The sequence below is a fragment of the Methylobacterium sp. 17Sr1-1 genome (assembly GCF_003173775.1).
Taxonomy (GTDB): domain Bacteria; phylum Pseudomonadota; class Alphaproteobacteria; order Rhizobiales; family Beijerinckiaceae; genus Methylobacterium.
This window is the reverse complement of record NZ_CP029552.1, coordinates 953293-968876: the sequence shown is the minus strand read 5'-3', so window position 1 is coordinate 968876 and position 15584 is coordinate 953293. Positions and strand designations below refer to the sequence as shown.

Annotated in this window: 12 protein-coding genes and 2 pseudogenes; 9 read left to right on the top strand and 5 right to left on the bottom strand. The window is 68.4% G+C overall.

Translation table 11 applies throughout. The features are described from left to right. Positions 1 to 163 precede the first annotated feature (163 nt). Entirely contained in the window at positions 164 to 1078 is a 915-nt protein-coding gene (locus DK412_RS04410) for a DMT family transporter (RefSeq protein ID WP_245447426.1), read from the top strand. A 106-nt stretch (positions 1079 to 1184) separates the two neighbouring features. On the opposite strand, the pseudogene DK412_RS30820 reads toward DK412_RS04410, so the two are convergent. Both DK412_RS30820 and DK412_RS04400 read right to left on the bottom strand, forming a co-directional pair. After that, positions 1185 to 1298, bottom strand: a pseudogene (locus tag DK412_RS30820) (SOS response-associated peptidase); the annotation flags it as partial. A gap of 11 nt (positions 1299 to 1309) precedes the next feature. Next, positions 1310 to 2359 (bottom strand): YihY/virulence factor BrkB family protein, encoded by a 1050-nt coding sequence (locus DK412_RS04400; protein WP_109970958.1) that lies wholly within the window; start codon positions 2357 to 2359, stop codon positions 1310 to 1312. A 456-nt stretch (positions 2360 to 2815) separates the two neighbouring features. Here DK412_RS04400 and DK412_RS04395 point away from each other — a divergent pair, with 456 nt between their 5' ends. Further along, positions 2816 to 3871 (top strand): hypothetical protein, encoded by a 1056-nt coding sequence (locus DK412_RS04395; protein WP_245447425.1) that lies wholly within the window; start codon positions 2816 to 2818, stop codon positions 3869 to 3871. Positions 3872 to 4129: 258 nt separating this feature from the next. Further along, complete coding sequence (locus DK412_RS04390) at positions 4130 to 4540, top strand: DUF4186 domain-containing protein (protein WP_109970957.1); 411 nt, start codon at positions 4130 to 4132, stop codon at positions 4538 to 4540. 670 nt (positions 4541 to 5210) lie between these two features. Here DK412_RS04390 and DK412_RS04385 read toward each other — a convergent pair. Further along, positions 5211 to 5618, bottom strand: a complete 408-nt coding sequence (locus DK412_RS04385) for a hypothetical protein (protein WP_109970956.1) — start codon at positions 5616 to 5618, stop codon at positions 5211 to 5213. Between the two features lie 57 nt (positions 5619 to 5675). Then, positions 5676 to 6785, bottom strand: coding sequence for an AraC family transcriptional regulator (locus DK412_RS04380; protein ID WP_245447424.1), 1110 nt, complete (start codon positions 6783 to 6785; stop codon positions 5676 to 5678). 855 nt (positions 6786 to 7640) lie between these two features. Here DK412_RS04380 and DK412_RS04375 point away from each other — a divergent pair. The 6 genes and pseudogenes from DK412_RS04375 (at position 7641) to ppk2 (ending at position 14849) form a co-directional block, all read left to right on the top strand. Further along, positions 7641 to 8480 (top strand): DUF4344 domain-containing metallopeptidase, encoded by an 840-nt coding sequence (locus DK412_RS04375; protein WP_109970955.1) that lies wholly within the window; start codon positions 7641 to 7643, stop codon positions 8478 to 8480. A gap of 107 nt (positions 8481 to 8587) precedes the next feature. Then, positions 8588 to 8911: a hypothetical protein gene (locus DK412_RS04370; RefSeq protein WP_109975051.1), complete on the top strand. Its 324-nt coding sequence runs from the start codon at positions 8588 to 8590 to the stop codon at positions 8909 to 8911. Between the two features lie 63 nt (positions 8912 to 8974). Then, entirely contained in the window at positions 8975 to 9568 is a 594-nt protein-coding gene (locus DK412_RS04365; RefSeq protein WP_109975050.1) for a hypothetical protein, read from the top strand. A 51-nt stretch (positions 9569 to 9619) separates the two neighbouring features. Then, a pseudogene (locus DK412_RS30535) lies at positions 9620 to 10642 on the top strand (efflux RND transporter periplasmic adaptor subunit); the annotation flags it as partial. 159 nt (positions 10643 to 10801) lie between these two features. Further along, positions 10802 to 13993, top strand: coding sequence for a multidrug efflux RND transporter permease subunit (locus DK412_RS04360; protein ID WP_204165493.1), 3192 nt, complete (start codon positions 10802 to 10804; stop codon positions 13991 to 13993). A gap of 13 nt (positions 13994 to 14006) precedes the next feature. Further along, entirely contained in the window at positions 14007 to 14849 is an 843-nt protein-coding gene (gene ppk2 / locus DK412_RS04355) for a polyphosphate kinase 2 (RefSeq protein WP_109970953.1), read from the top strand. A 333-nt stretch (positions 14850 to 15182) separates the two neighbouring features. Here ppk2 and atpC read toward each other — a convergent pair whose 3' ends face one another. Continuing rightward, on the bottom strand, positions 15183 to 15584 hold the full coding sequence (gene atpC / locus DK412_RS04350; protein WP_109970952.1) for an ATP synthase F1 subunit epsilon: 402 nt from the start codon (positions 15582 to 15584) through the stop codon (positions 15183 to 15185).

Sequence of the window (15584 nt, the reverse complement as noted above, 5' to 3'; positions counted from 1 at the left end):
GGTCGGGTATGGCAACGAGCCGACTGCCAGGATGCATCCCGGGGGTGACCGGGTCGGCGTGATGCGGCGCGATCGGTAGTCGAACTCTGACCGCACCGCGCTGCTTCAAAATGATGAAGGGTAGGAAACCGTGGCTGTGAGTGTGGGGCGTGCCGCCGTGCCCGTGGGCGCCATCGGCGGCATCGTGATGATGCTGCTCGGCGTGCTGTTTTTCGCCTTGAACGACACCATGGGCAAATGGCTGCTCGGCACCTACGCGGTCGGTCAGCTCATGCTCGTACGTAGCATCTCCGGCCTGTGCGTGATGGCGCCAGCCATCCACCGGGTCGGGCTCAGCGGCTTCCGTGATGCACCGCACCCGGGATTGCAGCTGGAGCGAGCGGGCTTCTCGACGCTCGAAGCATCGCTCTTTTTCTGGGGCGTCAGCACGCTGCCGCTGGCCGAGGTCATGACCTACTACATGGCTGGTCCGATCTATGTGACCGCCCTCTCACCCCTACTGCTCGGCGAACATGTGGGCTGGCGTCGCTGGGCCGCCATTGGGGTGGGCTTCTGCGGGGTCGCCCTTGCTCTCCACCCTTCACCGGGATCGTTGTCCGTGGGGGCAGTTTGCGCCCTCGCCGGCAGCTTCTTCTACGCACTGTTCCTCATCACCACGCGCAAGCTGGCGGCAGTTCCCGGCACCGTTCTGATGACGAGCCAACTCGTGTCATCCCTGATCTTCGGGGCAGCTCTGGTTCTGGCCTATGGGTGGACCTCCACCGGACCCACGGACTTCGCGCTGATGCTACTGCTGGGCATCGGATCGCTGCTGGGCAATCTATGTGTGAACCAGTCCCTTCGGTTGGCTCCTGCAACAACGGTTGTGCCGTACCAGTACACGTTGATCCTGTGGGGAATGCTCTTCGGCTACATTTTCTTCGGTGAGATGATCGGCCCGCTCACAATAGCCGGTGCCGGCATCATCGTTGCCAGCGGCCTCTTCATTTTCCTGCGGGAGCAGCAGTTGGGGCGGAGATCGACGGCCCGTGATGTACCAACTGAGCCAGCGATCGCGAAGCTGCACGACCTCGACTGAGCATCGACAGCACCGGCCCCCGGACGGTCGTCACGCCCAGGCGGTCGCGGATATAGCCAGGAATTGAGGGTAGGCCCGTTTCAGCCAGCCACCCCCGGGCCGCGCCTTACCCTCCATCCTTCCGCTCGACCCGAGCGACCTCGGCCATCATCTCATCCGGCAGGGGGCGCTGCAGCTGAAGCGCCTCCTCGGCTGGCGCTTCGAGCCACGTTCGCCACTCGACCAACGCCGTCAGCGCTGCCCGGGCTGAGCGGGGCCAACGGTGTCCGCGGCGTAAGCGTCCCTCGCCCCGAGCGGCCGTGCCCGCCCGGCCGTGCTGTCGCGGGCAGTCTGCCGCTTCAGCTCCGAGTTCAGCTCCGCGCCGATCAGCACGATGACCACCGACAGCCACATCCAGGTCATGAAGCCCACCCCCGCTCCGAGTGACCCGTAGGTTCGGTTGTAGCTGTCGAAACTCGACACGTACCAGGAGAACAGCGCGGAGGCGCAGACCCACAGCAGCGCCGCCAGGACGGCGCCCCAGGTCACCCAGCGCCACTTCGCCTCCCGTCGGCTGGGGCCGTAGCGGTAAACCAGGGAAAGCCCAGCGCCGACCACGATCAGCAGCAGCGGCCAGCGCGCCGTTCGTAGGAGCGTGTCGGCGAGCAGACCGAGCCCGACGTCACCGAGCACCACCGGCAGGACCACCACCATACCGATGGCAGCTACCACGAAAACCACACCGCTGAGTGTGAACAGAAGGGAGATGCAGTAGAGCTGCAGCAGCGTGCGCTTCTCCCGCTCCTTATAGATGACATTCAGTGCGTCGAAGAGGTACAGCACTCCAGAGTTTGCGCTCCAGAATGCGATCAGGAAGCTGACGACCGACGCCGAGCTGAGGGCGCTCGTGCTCTTCTGGGCGATACGAGTCATCTCGTCGGTGAGCAACGCTAATACGCCCGCAGGCAGGATCCCGGCTAGCAGCGTGAGATGCTGGCTGATCGCCCGGGGATCCGAGAGCAGGCCGTAGAGCGAAACGACGGTCGCGATCCCGGGAAAGGCCGCTAACAGGGTAAAGAAGGAGACGCCACCCGCGGTCGCCAGCACGCGATCCTGCGGCATCGACCAGAACACCCGCACCAGGATGTCGACCCAGCCGCGCGCCGGGATCTGCTCGGGTCGCGACGCGGTGCGGCCCCGGTCGGGTTCGCGGGCACGGCGGAGGGCGCGGGCGAGGGAGATGCGGTCGTGGGAGCGCGTGCTGAGGGAGCGCCAGTCCTCGCCGTCGTCGTCCTGGCTCATGGGGAGCCTCCGTGGGTGGAATGCCCTGCGAAGTGTCGCCGCCTCGTGGCGGTAGCAGGCGCTCAAGCTCGCCGGCAGTCAACCGGTGCCGGACCCAGGAGGTCGTCGCGACAGGGATTGTATGACGAACGGGCCTGAGCAGAGACTTCGACGTCGCTCACCTCCGGTCACGGGTGTCTCCGAGGCGATGCCGCGAACATGGAAGCCCGAAGCCCGGCGGAGATGGCACGCCGGGGCCTGCCAACCGCAGCATCGATATGGCGGCGCGTCACACGTCGCAATCCAAGCGTCAGCACACGACTGACCTCCAGCCGGACGGGGGGATCCAAACCCGTGCCCGGTTTGGATGCCGAATGAGGAGCCCAGCCGCTCAGCAGTCTGGTTGAGTGCTGTCAGGAACGGCTACAAGGACGGTACTCTGGGCCACCGTGAAAATTGCAAGGCAGAGCCCCGCTCATGCTCGATCCCCTTCCGCCCCAGCACACCGCTCCTGCCACTACGCCCAGGGGCAACTCGGGTCGCTTGGAAACAGCCACCCAGATCCTGGCAGCTCTCGCCCTCCTGGGCACGCTGCACTTTCACCTGCTCGGGGCCCTCTTGGCCGGATTGCTGGTCTACGAACTCGTCCACCTGCTGGCGCCCCGAAGTGCAGCTGCCTTCGTGCACCATCACACCGCCAAGATCATCGTCGTCGCTGTTCTCGCCGTTCTGATCGTCGCGATTGTAGCGGCCGCGATCCTGGGCCTCGTCGGCCTTCTGTCAGGCGGATCGGAGAACCTGGCCGTTCTCCTGCGCAAAATGGCCGAGGTGATCGAGACTGCGCGCTCCCGCCTCCCCGATTGGCTGGTCGGGTACATTCCCGAGGAATCGACCGAGCTCAAGGCCGCAGCCGTTGCTTGGCTGCGCGAGCATGCCGGGCAACTCCGTTCCATCGGCCAGGAGGTCTGGCACGCGCTGTTCCACATCGTGCTCGGCCTCGTGATTGGCGCCATGGTCGCGGTTAGCCGAGAGACCGGCATGGATGAGCGCCCTCCCCTCGTGCACGCGCTGACTGACCGGATTCGGTTGTTCGCGGCGGCCTTTCGCAGCGTGGTGTTTGCCCAAGTGCGGATCTCCGCCCTGAACACCGCGCTCACCGCTCTCTACCTCTTCGTTGTCGTGCCCTGGTTGGGCATCTCGCTGCCACTCACGAAAACGATGGTGGTGATCACCTTCCTCGCGGGCCTGCTGCCGGTGATCGGCAACCTGATCTCCAACACCGTGATCGTGCTGGTCAGCCTGAGCGTGTCGCCCGCGCTGGCGGTGGGCTCGCTGGCCTTCCTGGTGGCGATCCACAAGCTCGAGTACTTCGTGAACGCGCGTGTGATGGGTAGTCAGATCCATGCGCGGGCTTGGGAGCTGCTAATTGCCATGGTGGTGATGGAAGCCGTGTTCGGCATCCCCGGCCTGGTCGCGGCGCCGATCTTCTACGCCTACCTGAAGAACGAACTCGCGCTGCGTCGCCTGATCTGAGTACGGGCAAGCGATGCACGTACCGGCCTGCATCGTACAGTCCGCGCGCCTAAAGGAGTACCGAGGAGCCTCCAAGGCGGTTGTCGCGGCGGCGGCGGAAGCAATCCGGGCCTCGCGGTGCGGGAAGAAGGTGGCGCCGGGCTGCAATCACACGTTTCGGGGACGGCGAAGCTCCGATCGGCCGGGATGGGATGTAGGATGATGATCCTTCGCGGCTGGCAAGGCAAGTAGATTGAACCTGGCTGATTTGTTAATCAAATGCGGGATCTCAACGACGTTTTCGACCAACTACAGCGCTCCGCATTTCGGCAGCGTTTCAAGTTAATGCCGGCTGATCTGCGATATATCAGTGACAAGGGAATGCCAACCGTCCTTGCCCATGCGCAGGATTTCGTGGCGCAGCGCCTAGCGCCGGCTGCTCCAAAGAATGATGGAAAGCAGACGCCTCTTCGTGGACACCCGGCCTTCATCGCACAGCACGCAACGGCAACCTGTTGCCGGAGTTGTCTATCCAAATGGCACAGAATACCCTTGAAGCGAGAACTGACCACGGCTGAACAGAGACATATTGTCGAGGCAATCGCCTGCTGGTTACGAATGCAGGATGTTGACGTGCGAGGGAACGGAGATCCAGCATTACCCGAACTCCCGCTTTTCCGCCGACTGTGAGCTGCCTGAGCGGACGCCGGAGCGCGTCACCCAGCCACCCCGGCCGAGCGACGCATCATCGAACTCACCGGGTTCCTGGCAGTTCTCGATGCCGCCTTCTCCGACATCGACCGGTTCGAAGCCACATTCCCCGCGCGGCTCAGCACACGGCGAGTGGCACTCTCGGTTCAACCCGGAGCACCGCCTACCCACGCGGCGGACGTCACGGCGATCCCGAACCGGCTCGGGGCCGGTCCGGCTGATCGCCGCACTGTGGCGCTGTCAGCGGCGCTTCACGGAGACCGCCACGGTCGCAGGTTTGTCCACAGCTCGGGCCTGCGCGCCACCTCTGCAGCCAGATCAGCGCAACGACCGCGGCCCGCTCTTCGCCCTCGTGACGAAGTGCGCCGATCTCGCCTGCAAGTTCATCGGCATCTTCGTCCTGAGCAAGCTCGGAGCCACTGGGTGCGCAACCTTTCCAGTTAGTTACCTGCGCACGTCGCTCGCGGCCCTCATCCTACTGCACAGGCGCGTTAACGCGAACTCGTGACCCAAAGCTGTCCTTCACAGAGCGCGCAGGATGTGTCCGCTTACGGAAGACCAGCAGACGTCCAGCATCATGATACGTCCCCTTCCAGAGCTCTGGCCAAGCAGGAAGTCGTATTCGAACTGACTTGAAAGGAGGCAAGCGCTATCGTGAGCAGCGCCGGTAGTCGACCCCCGTCGGATCGTGCTCGCCGTAGTACCGCTTGAGACCATCGGGCGGTGACGCCGCCAGCAGGACACGCACCTCATTGGCCGCGACGGCATTGGCGCAATCGAGATGGAGGAGCTCGCGGTCGCCGGCTGGGCGGGCCGATCGGATCTGGCACGAGGCCGCGGGGGTCGTGAGCCGCCTGCCCGAGATGATGAAGGCGGGAGCGAACATGTCGAGCGGCTTCTTGAAGGCGGCCTTCTTGCCCGCGGAGGCGTAGACGTCCTGGCAATCGTGTCCGCTGAGCACCCAGGCGCCCTGGTAATCCGAAACCGCCGCCCTCGCCCCCGAAACGGCGAGAGCGGCGCCAAACCCAAAGGCGAGAGCGGAGCACGGGGTTCGCATCACGGCTTCTCCCTGACGTAGCGGCCACCTCGGTCTTGCGCATCGAGCGGCATGGCGTCAGCCGGCCGACCCGGCCTGTCGTTCCTTGCGCCAAGCGCTCGGCGTCATGCCGGTCCATCGTCGAAACGCATGCGTGAAGGCAGCCGGCTCGGAGAATTCCAGCACCGCCGAGATCTCCGCGAGGCTCATCGTGGTGTCGGCCAGCAGCTGCCTGGCGATGCCGAGGCGCGTCTCGTTCGTGATCGAGCGGAACGTCGCTCCCTCCGCGCGCAGGCGTCGGCACAGGGTGCGCTGATGGAGTGCCAGGGCCTGCGCGACCTGCCCCTTGTCGACGCGCACCCGGATCGCCCGGGAGCGTACGCATCGCCGCACCTCGTCGCACAGGCCCAGAGGAGTCACGGCCGCGGTGCGCCGCAGATCCTGCTCCGCGGCGTCCCGGACGGCTGGGTCGGCATCGTCGACCGGCCGCCTCAGGATACGGGCTGGGAACACCAGGGCCGCGACCTCCTGGGAGAACCGGACCGGGGCTCGGAAGTAGCCCGTGTAGGGCGACGGGTTGACCGGTGCGAGCCGTGGCAGCCACACCTCCTCCGGGCACCAGTCGGAGCCGCACAGCGACCGCATGATGCCGGTCATCGCGCCGACGGCGCGTTCGCACTGGTGAGGAACACCGACGGCGTCCGGGTCGTACGGCGCATAAGTCACGGTCGCGACGGCGCCCTCGACCGACAGCTCGATCATCGCGCCACGGCTCAGCAGGTCGTAATGTGCCTCGATCGCCCGGAGGGCGTCGGCGACCGTCCGCGAATGCCGCACCAGCGTGCCGAGCAGGCCGAGCGACGCCAGTGTCGTGCGCTGTCCAACGAGAAGGCCGAGATGGCCGCATCCGGTCCGCTTGGCCGCCGTTTCCAGCAGGCGGCCGAAGGTCGAGAATGAAATTGCCTCCGCCGCCTGCGACAGGCGCAGATCGGAGGCATTCCAAAAGACGTCCTCGAACCTCGCTCCCACGTCGTCCAGGACATCGCGGAGCGCTTGCAAAGCGTGAGCGCCGATGAACCCGGCGGGGATCGATGACGGGCCGGTACGATCGCCGAACGGGATCGGGCCAGCGGGATGGTCGTCGACGTCACGCAGCGCCGTCCGGACCGTCCGTACCATGGAAGACATGGTTTCGCCTCCGCATCTGGCCCGCCCGATCCGCGTGGATGAACAGCGAAGCTAATAGCAAATAATAAATCAAGGTTAAGTGTGTTATATATCATATTATAAAGACAATAGATGGTACCCATAAATATCTTGCGCGAATTGCATCGTCCCAAGTGAGCAAATCCCTCCAGGTCGGAGCAGGAACGAGGCACCCGGTTCGGTCCGGTCGCGGCTCGATTGGCAGGGCGGACACGCCCGGCACGGACTCCCGCACCCGCATCAGCGCACCTGAGCGCCGTCACCGTCCGCTTGCGGCACCGAAGCGCCAGACGCGCCGATCGTCATGCCGCGCATCATCGCCGCGGGGCGGTGCGGACCCAAGCCCTGTCTCGACCGGCTCACATCGCCTCCGGCGGAATGGCGGGCGCGATGGGGCCAACCTCCCGAATGCCGTCGGGAGCCGCGGCCGATGTCGTGTTCGATCAAGCGGCGGGCGCGGGAGCGATCATTCTGCGCCGAGGCTGACACTTCCGCCGGTGATGGATGACTGTGTGTACCCGGCGAAGCAGGGGCGCAGCGCCGGGGGTGGACGCGACGAGGCAGCACAGGACGCCGGATAGCGGGAACGATGATGCGTTCGAACAGCGACCTCTCCCGAACCCGGTCGAATGCCAGCCGCCGACCGGGTGGGACACGGGCCGATTCTATCGGCATGGGGCTCCCGCACCTCGTTCAGCGCCGGACCCGGCCGATGGCGATATCAAGCGGATCCCGGCGGCTCGGAACGGCGCGGAGCGAGGCGTTGCCGTGCGAGCCGGGCTCCACCCACCGGGCTGCGCGCGCCGGCGACGCCTTACGATTTCCGGAGACCACGCGATGCGTTGCCTCCTCGGCCTCGCGGCTTTCCTGGCTGCGCTCACGCCGGCGGGAGCGGCAACACGCCGAGACGCCTCGCCCCGAGACGCGCCGATCCGTGTCGCCTACGATCCTCCGATCCTGGCGACGGACGTCGCGATCCACCGGGAACTTAAGCGGCGCCGGGTGCTGGAAGGCCTGCGGACGGCGATCGGCGGCGTGCGCCTGCCGCATCCGCTCACGCTGCGGCTGTCGGCCTGCGGCGGCGCGGCCGACGCGTGGTACGAGAGCCGGAGCCGGACGGTCACTGTCTGTTACGCCTATGTCCTCGACGTGCAGGCCCGGGCTCCCGCCGAGCCGTCGCATGCGGGCGTGTCGCGGCGCGACGCGATCGTCGGCCCGATCGCGCAAGTCTTCCTGCACGAGGTCGGGCACGCCCTGTTCGACATCCTCGACGTGCCGCTGCTGGGTCGGGAGGAGGACGCCGCGGATCAGTTCGCGGCGCTCGTCCTCCTCGAACTGCCGCCCGCCCAGGCGCGGGGCGCGGTCGAGGGCATCGCCCACCTGCTTCGCAGCCACGCCTCCGAGGAGAGCGTGGAAGAGGTGCTGCTCGCGGACGATCACGGCCTCGCCCTCCAGCGCCTCTACAACCTGCTGTGCCTCGCCTACGGCGCCGACCGCCGGACCTTCGGCGACCTCGTCGAGAGCGGCGCGCTCCCGCAGACCCGCGCCGGGCAATGTGCGGCGGAGTACCACCAGGCTGCCTACTCGCTGGGGCGGCTGTTCCAGCACCACCTTCGCGTCGGCGGCGGCGAGCGCACGCGCATCCCCCGCGCCTTCCGGTGGATGGTCCGGCCCTGATGGCCGGGCCGGCGCGAGGGATCCGCCAGCGCGAGCCCGATCGATGTCCGTCACGCATCCGGACGGATGCGGGCGGGAACCGACCTCATGAAGCGGAAGTGGACCTCATGAAACGTCTCGTCCTTTCGACGGCGGCAGCCCTTCTCGGCACGCTCGTCGGTCTCGGCGTCGTTCCGGCCCTCGCGATCCAGGGCTGCGGCGTCGGCTTCCACCGCGGCCCGGCCGGCTATTGCCGACCGAATTACGGCGCGCCGTATGCCTATCGCGGCGTCTATCGGGGAGGCGCGTACGCCTATCGCGGCGGCGTCTACGGCGGCCGGGTTTACGGCCGGCGCGGCTATGTCGGCCGGGGCTACGGGCACCGCGTCGGCCATTACGGCGGCGGGCGATATGGCGGACGCTTCGGCGGTGGCCGCCGGGGCTGGCGGTAAGGCGGTCGAGGCGACGCACGCGCCGGTCGCGGGACCACGCGGCGAATGATCCGGGAGAGCGGCATGCCGCACGCACCCCTCGAAGCGCCGCCCTTCGGATCCGGCCCCGCCGTGCCGGCCGCCGCGGGCCGCCCTGCACGGCTCGGGCGGCGCCTGCGCGAGGAGGTTGCGCGGATCGCCGCGATCTTCGCCTATCTGGTTGTCGTCTTCGGTGTGCTGGTGCTGCACGAGACGGTCGTGCTCTCGCGGCACGGGATCGGCTACCATTTCTACGGCTTCGCCCTCGTCAACTCCTGGATCCTCGCCAAGGTCATGCTGGTGGCGGAGGGCGTGGCGGCACGGCGTCCCGCGCGGCGCTCGCCCCTCGTGCGGATTGCGGCGCGGGCCTGCGGTTTCGCTTTGCTCCTCGTTTGCGCCTACGCACTCGAGGAGACCCTGATCGGCCTGGTCAAGGGGCGGTCCCTCGCCGGGAGCCTGCCGATGATCGGCGGCGGCGGCCTGCGTGGTCTGGCGGCCGTGACAGTCATCATGGCCGTCGCGCTCGTGCCGTACTTCACCTGGCGAGAGCTCGGGCGCCTCATCGGCCGTGATCGCCTGCGCGCCCTCGTCCTGTCCGGCGCCGGTCCCGAGGCGCCGCCCGGCCCGCGCGGCGGGTGATCGGTTGAGGTTGTCCCATCCGATCAAGCCGGGGGGCCGCGACCTGCAAGGATGGCGAACCGCAAGGGTGTCCGACATCGTCCGCTCCGAGGAACGATCATGGTCCGCAAGCCCGGGATGCTCCTCCTCCTCGGCCTCGCTTGGCCGCTCTCCGCCGCCGAAGCCCAGACGGATCGCGCGCAGACGGACCCGGCGGCGGCCCTGCCGGTCGGCACGGTGACGGCCCAGCGCAAGGCCCTCGACAAGGCCCTCGACTTCGTCGGCCGCATCGAGGCGGTGAGCCGGGTCGAGGTGCGGGCGCGGGTCACCGGCTACCTCGACGCCGTCCTGTTCAAGGAAGGCGAGATCGTGAAGGAGGGCGCGCCTCTCTACCGGATCGAGCCCGACCTGTTCGAGGCGGCCGTGCGCCAGGCGGAGGGGGCGCTGGAGCGCAGCCACGCCGCCGAGACCCTCGCGGCGATCCAGCTCCAGCGCGCGCAGGACCTCCTCGACCGCAATTCCGGCACGGTGGTCGCCCGCGACCAGGCCCGCGCCGCCCTCGACCAGTCGCGCGGCGCCGTGATGGGCGACGAGGCCAACCTGAAGACTGCCCAGATCAACCTCGGCTACACGAAGATCCTCTCCCCGATCGCCGGCCGCATCGGCCGTACCAGCGTGACGAAGGGCAACGTCGTCGGGCCCGACAGCGGCGTGCTGACTACGATCGTCAGCCAGGACCCGATCTACGTCACCTTCCCGGTGAGCCAGCGCGAGTTCCTGCGCGTGCAGCAGGGGGGCGCGCCGGTCGACCGCAGCAAGATCGCCGTGCGCCTGCGCTTCCCCGACGGCTCGACCTACGACCAGGTCGGGCGGGTGAACTTCGTCAACATCAGCGTCGAGCGCACCACCGACACGGTGCTGGTGCGCGCCGCGATGCCGAACCCCGCCGGCGCCCTGCGCGACGGCCAGCTCGTGCAGGTGGCGCTCCAGACCGGTACCCCGGAGGAGAAGGTGGTGGTGCCGCAAGGGGCGCTCATCGCCGACCAGGGCGGCGTCTACGTCTTCGTGGTCGAGAACGACCGGGCGGTGACCCGGCGCGTGACGCCGGCCTCCGGTGCCGGCGGCACCGAGGCGGTGATCGAGAGCGGCCTCAAGGGGGTGAGCTCGTCATCGTCGACGGGCTGCAGCGGGTGCGGCCCGGCCTCGCGGTCCGGGCGGTCCCGGCGTCGCCCGCCGCCGGCAGGACGTGATCCGATGCTCTCGGCCATCTTCGTCGACCGCCCGCGCCTCGCGATCGTCATCGCCATCGTGACGGCGATCGCCGGGGCGCTGGCGCTCCTCACCATCCCGGTGGCGCAGTATCCCGACATCGTGCCGCCCCAGGTCTCGGTGACCACGACCTATCCGGGCGCCTCGGCCGACGTCGTCGAATCGACCGTCGCGCAGCCGATCGAGTCGCAGGTCGTCGGCGTCGACAAGATGATCTACATGAAGAGCGTCAGCGGCAACGACGGCAGCTACACGCTCACCGCCTCGTTCGAGCTCGGCACCGACCCCGACATCAACGCCGTCAACGTCAACAACCGGGTCCAGATCGCGCTGGCGAAGCTCCCCGAGGACGTGCGCAAGCAGGGCGTCACGGTCAAGAAGAAGTCCTCGGCGCTGCTCGGCGTGCTCGCGGTCTACTCGCCGAAGGGCGCGCAGGACCCGTTGTTCATCTCGAACTACGTCACCATCAACCTGCTCGACCGGATCAAGAGCACGCCGGGCGTCGGCGACGCGACGTTGTGGGGGCCGCAGGACTACGCCATGCGGGCCTGGGTGCGGACCGACCAGCTCACCGGGCTCGACCTCACCGCCGGCGACGTCATCGGGGCGATCAAGGCGCAGAACGTTCAGGCCCCGGTCGGCCGCATCGGCGCGCGCCCGGTCTCCGACGAGCAGCAGCTCCAGCTCAGCATCCAGACCCAAGGGCGGCTCACCTCGCCCGAGCAGTTCCGCAACATCGTCCTGCGCACCAACCCAGACGGCTCGCTGCTGCGCCTCGGCGACGTCGCCCGGATCGAGCTCGGCGCGGCGAGCCTCGACCGCGAGACGCGGCTCAACGGCAGCCCGGCGACCGTGATCGCGATCTACCAGTCGCCCGGCGCCAACGCGATCGCGACGCTCAAAGAGGTCAAGGCCCGGGTCGAGGCGCTCAGCCCCTCCTTCCCCGAGGGGCTGGCCTGGAAGGTCACTTACGACCCCACGGCCTTCATCACTGAGACCGTGCACGAGGTGCAGAAGACCCTGGTCGAGGCCTTCGTACTCGTCGTCGTCGTGGTGTTCCTGTTCCTGGGCAGCCTGCGCGCGACGCTGATCCCGACACTCGCCGTGCCGGTGAGCCTGATCGGCACCTTCATCGCGCTGAAGGCCGTCGGCTACTCTGCGAACTCGGTCTCGCTCCTCGCCATGGTGCTGGCCATCGGCATCGTCGTCGACGACGCCATCGTGGTGGTCGAGAACGTCGAGCGGGTGATGGAGGAGCACCCGGAGCTCTCGCCCCGCGAGGCGACGAAGCGCGCCATGGCGGAGATCACCGCGCCGATCATCGCCATCACCCTGGTGCTGCTCTCGGTCTTCGTACCGGTCGCCTTCGTGCCGGGCATCTCGGGCGAGCTGTTTCGCCAGTTCGCCGTGGCGGTCGCGGTCTCGATGTTCCTGTCCGCCATCAACGCGCTCACGCTCTCGCCGGCGCTCTGCGGCGTGCTGCTGCGCCCCCATCACGGGCCGCGGCGGGGCGTCATGGGTCTTGTCATGCGCTCCATCGACGCCGTGCGCGACGGCTACGGCGCGGCGGTCGCCCGCATCGTGCGCCTGTCTATCGTCGGGCTCGTGCTGTCGCTCGCCGCCGCCTGGGGCACGGTGGAGCTCGCAAAAATCACCCCGACGGGCTTCCTACCCGAAGACGATCAGGGCGCGTTCTTCGTCGTGGTGCAGCTGCCGGAAGGCGCGGCGGTCGGGCGGACCTCGGAGGTCGCGGCACAAGCCGAGGCGATCCTGCGCGAGGAGCACGCGGTCGCCGACGCCACCACGGTGGTCGGCCTCAACTTCATCGACAACTACTCGCAGAGCAGCGCCGCTTTCATGGTGGTGACGCTGAAGCCGTTCGAGGAGCGGAAAGGCGCGGGCGATGGCGCGGCGGCACTGATCGCGCGGCTCGGCCAGCGCTTCCGCGCGATCCCCGGGGGGACCGTCGTGCCGATCGCGCCGCCGCCGATCATCGGGCTCGGCACCGGCGGCGGCTTCGCCTACGTGCTCGAGGATCTGCGCGGCGGCGACCCGAAGGAGCTCGCTCAGGTGCTGCGCGGCCTCGTCGTAGCGGCGAACCAGGAGCCGAAGCTGAACCGGGTGTTCAGCACCTTCTCGGCGACCAACCCCTCGGTCTTCCTCGACATCGACCGCAACAAGGTCCAGATCCTCGGCGTCTCGCTCGACGCCGTGTTCCAGGCGCTGCAGGCCTCGCTGGGCGGCTACTACGTCAACGACATCAACCTGTTCGGCCGCACCTGGCAGGTCCAGGTTCAGGCCGAGGCCGACGACCGCCGGCGGATCGACGACATCTACCGCATCAACGTGCGCAACAAGGACGGCGGGATGGTGCCGCTGCGCTCGCTCGCCGAGGTGCGGATCGTGGTCGGACCGCCTGCACTCATCCGCTACAACAACCTGCGCGCCGTCACCGTGCAGGGCGGGCCGGCGCCGGGCGTCTCCTCCGGGCAGGCGCTCGCGGCGATGGAGTCGGTCGCCGCCCGCACCCTGCCGGCGGGCTTCGGCGGCGAGTGGACCGACACCGCCTTTCAGGAGAAGCGGGCGGAGGGCAAGACCGCGATCATCCTCGCCTTCGCGGTGCTGTTCGCCTTCCTGTTCCTGGTCGCGCTCTACGAGAGCTGGACGATTCCGGTGCCGGTGCTGCTCTCGGTCACGGTCGGCATCGTCGGCGCCTACGCGGCGATGGTCTGGGGCGGGCTCACCCTCGACCTCTACGCCCAGATCGGCATGGTGGTGCTGATCGGCCTGGCGGCTAAGAACGGCATCCTGATCGTCGAGTTCGCCAAGGAGCAGCGGGAAAAGGGCGTGCCCTTGCGCGAGGCGGCGACTGAGGGCGCCCGGCTGCGCTTCCGCCCGGTGATGATGACCTCCTTCGCGTTCATCCTCGGGCTCCTGCCGCTCGTCATCGCCACCGGCGCCTCGCAGCTTGCGCGGCGCGACGTCGGCACGCCGGTCTTCGGCGGCATGATCGCCGCCTCGTTCCTCGGCATCTTCGTGATCCCGCCGCTCTACGTCGTGTTCCAGGGCCTGCGCGAGCGGGCCTGGCGCCTGATGGGGGGCAAGAAGGCCGCGGCGCATCCGGCCCCGCCGCCCGATGCGCCCGCCGGGGCCCCGGGGCACCTGCCGGCGGAGTAGGGAGGGACCCGCCATGGACGAGACCGACCAGGGATTGCTGGCCGAGGCCCGCGACGACGAAGCCGAGCCGGTTGCCGGCGGCGGACGGCTCAAGCGCAAGGCCTATGAGCGCGAGCTGCACAAGCTCCGGGTGCAGCTCAGCCACCTCCAGACCTGGGTGCGGGAGACCGGCGCACGGATTATCGTGGTGTTCGAGGGTCGCGACGCGGCGGGCAAGGGCGGGACCATCAGGGCGATCACCGAACGGCTGAGCCCGCGGGTGTTCCGGGTCGTGGCCCTGCCCGCGCCCTCCGACCGGGAGAAGACCCAGCTCTACCTGCAGCGCTACCTCGCGCATTTCCCGGCCGCCGGCGAGGTCGTGATCTTCGACCGCTCCTGGTACAACCGCGCCGGAGTCGAGACGGTGATGGGCTTCTGCAGCGAGGCCGAGCGGCAGCGCTTCTTTACCCTGTGCCCGCAATTCGAGCGGGTCGTCACCGGCAGCGGCATAAGGCTGGTCAAGTTCTGGCTCGAGGTCGGCCGGCAGGAGCAGCGCCGGCGCTTCGAGGCCCGCATCCACGATCCCTTGCGGCAGTGGAAGCTCAGCCCGATGGACGTCGAGTCCTACCGGCGCTGGTACGCGTACTCGCGCGCCCGCGACGCGATGCTGGCGGCGACCGACACCGAGGACCTGCCCTGGCACGTGGTGCGCTCCGACGACAAGCGCAGGGCGCGCCTGAACTGCATCGCGCACCTGCTCCACCTGATCCCCTACGAGGAGCGCGAGGTCGAGCCGGTGGAACTCCCTAAGCGCAGCAAGAAGGACGCCTACGACGACACGCTGCGCAACCGGCGCTTCGTGCCGGAGCTGTATTGAGGGCGGATCGGGCCGGACCTTGGTCCCGCGACGGCCCAGAGCTGACCGGGGGAAGGCGAAGAGTGGAAATCCCCTCTCCCCGCCCGCGGGGAGAGGCCTGAGCCCCCCTGGTCGGGGGCGAAGGAAGCGGAGGCGAAGCCGGAGCGAGGGTGAGGGGGTCTCGACGCGTGAGGCTCCTCCGGAAACACCCCTCACCCTCGCCCTGCGGGCTTGCCGCGCCCTCTGAACGAGGGCTCGGCCCTCTCCCCGCCCGCGGGGAGAGGGGAACCCGCGCTATTTCTTGCTTCGAACGTTTTCCCGGGCAGGCCTGCGGCCGGCCGGCCCCTGCCCGCCTCACAACTCCAGGCTCGCTTTGACCTCCTCCAGGCGCCGGATCGCCGCCTCGCAGCGGGCGCGGCGCTCGAAGTCCCCCGTACTGTCCTGCTCCAGGCGCAGCTCGGCGATCTCCTGGTCGAGCCGGTCGCCGTTCAGCTCCTCCATCGGCGTCACCCGCTCGGCCAGGATCGTGACCCGTTCCCCCGTCACCTCGGCGAGGCCGCCGCTGATGAAGGCCCGGCGGCCGGTGCCGGTGGCGTCGGTGGCGAAGACGACCCCGGCGAGCAGAGCGGTGACGAGGGGCACGTGGCCGGGCAGCACCGTCATGTCGCCCTCGGCGGCGGGCAGGAGCACTGAGCGGACCTCACCCGAGAACATCAGGCGCTCGGGCGCGACGAGTTCGGCGAAGAGCAGGGCCAT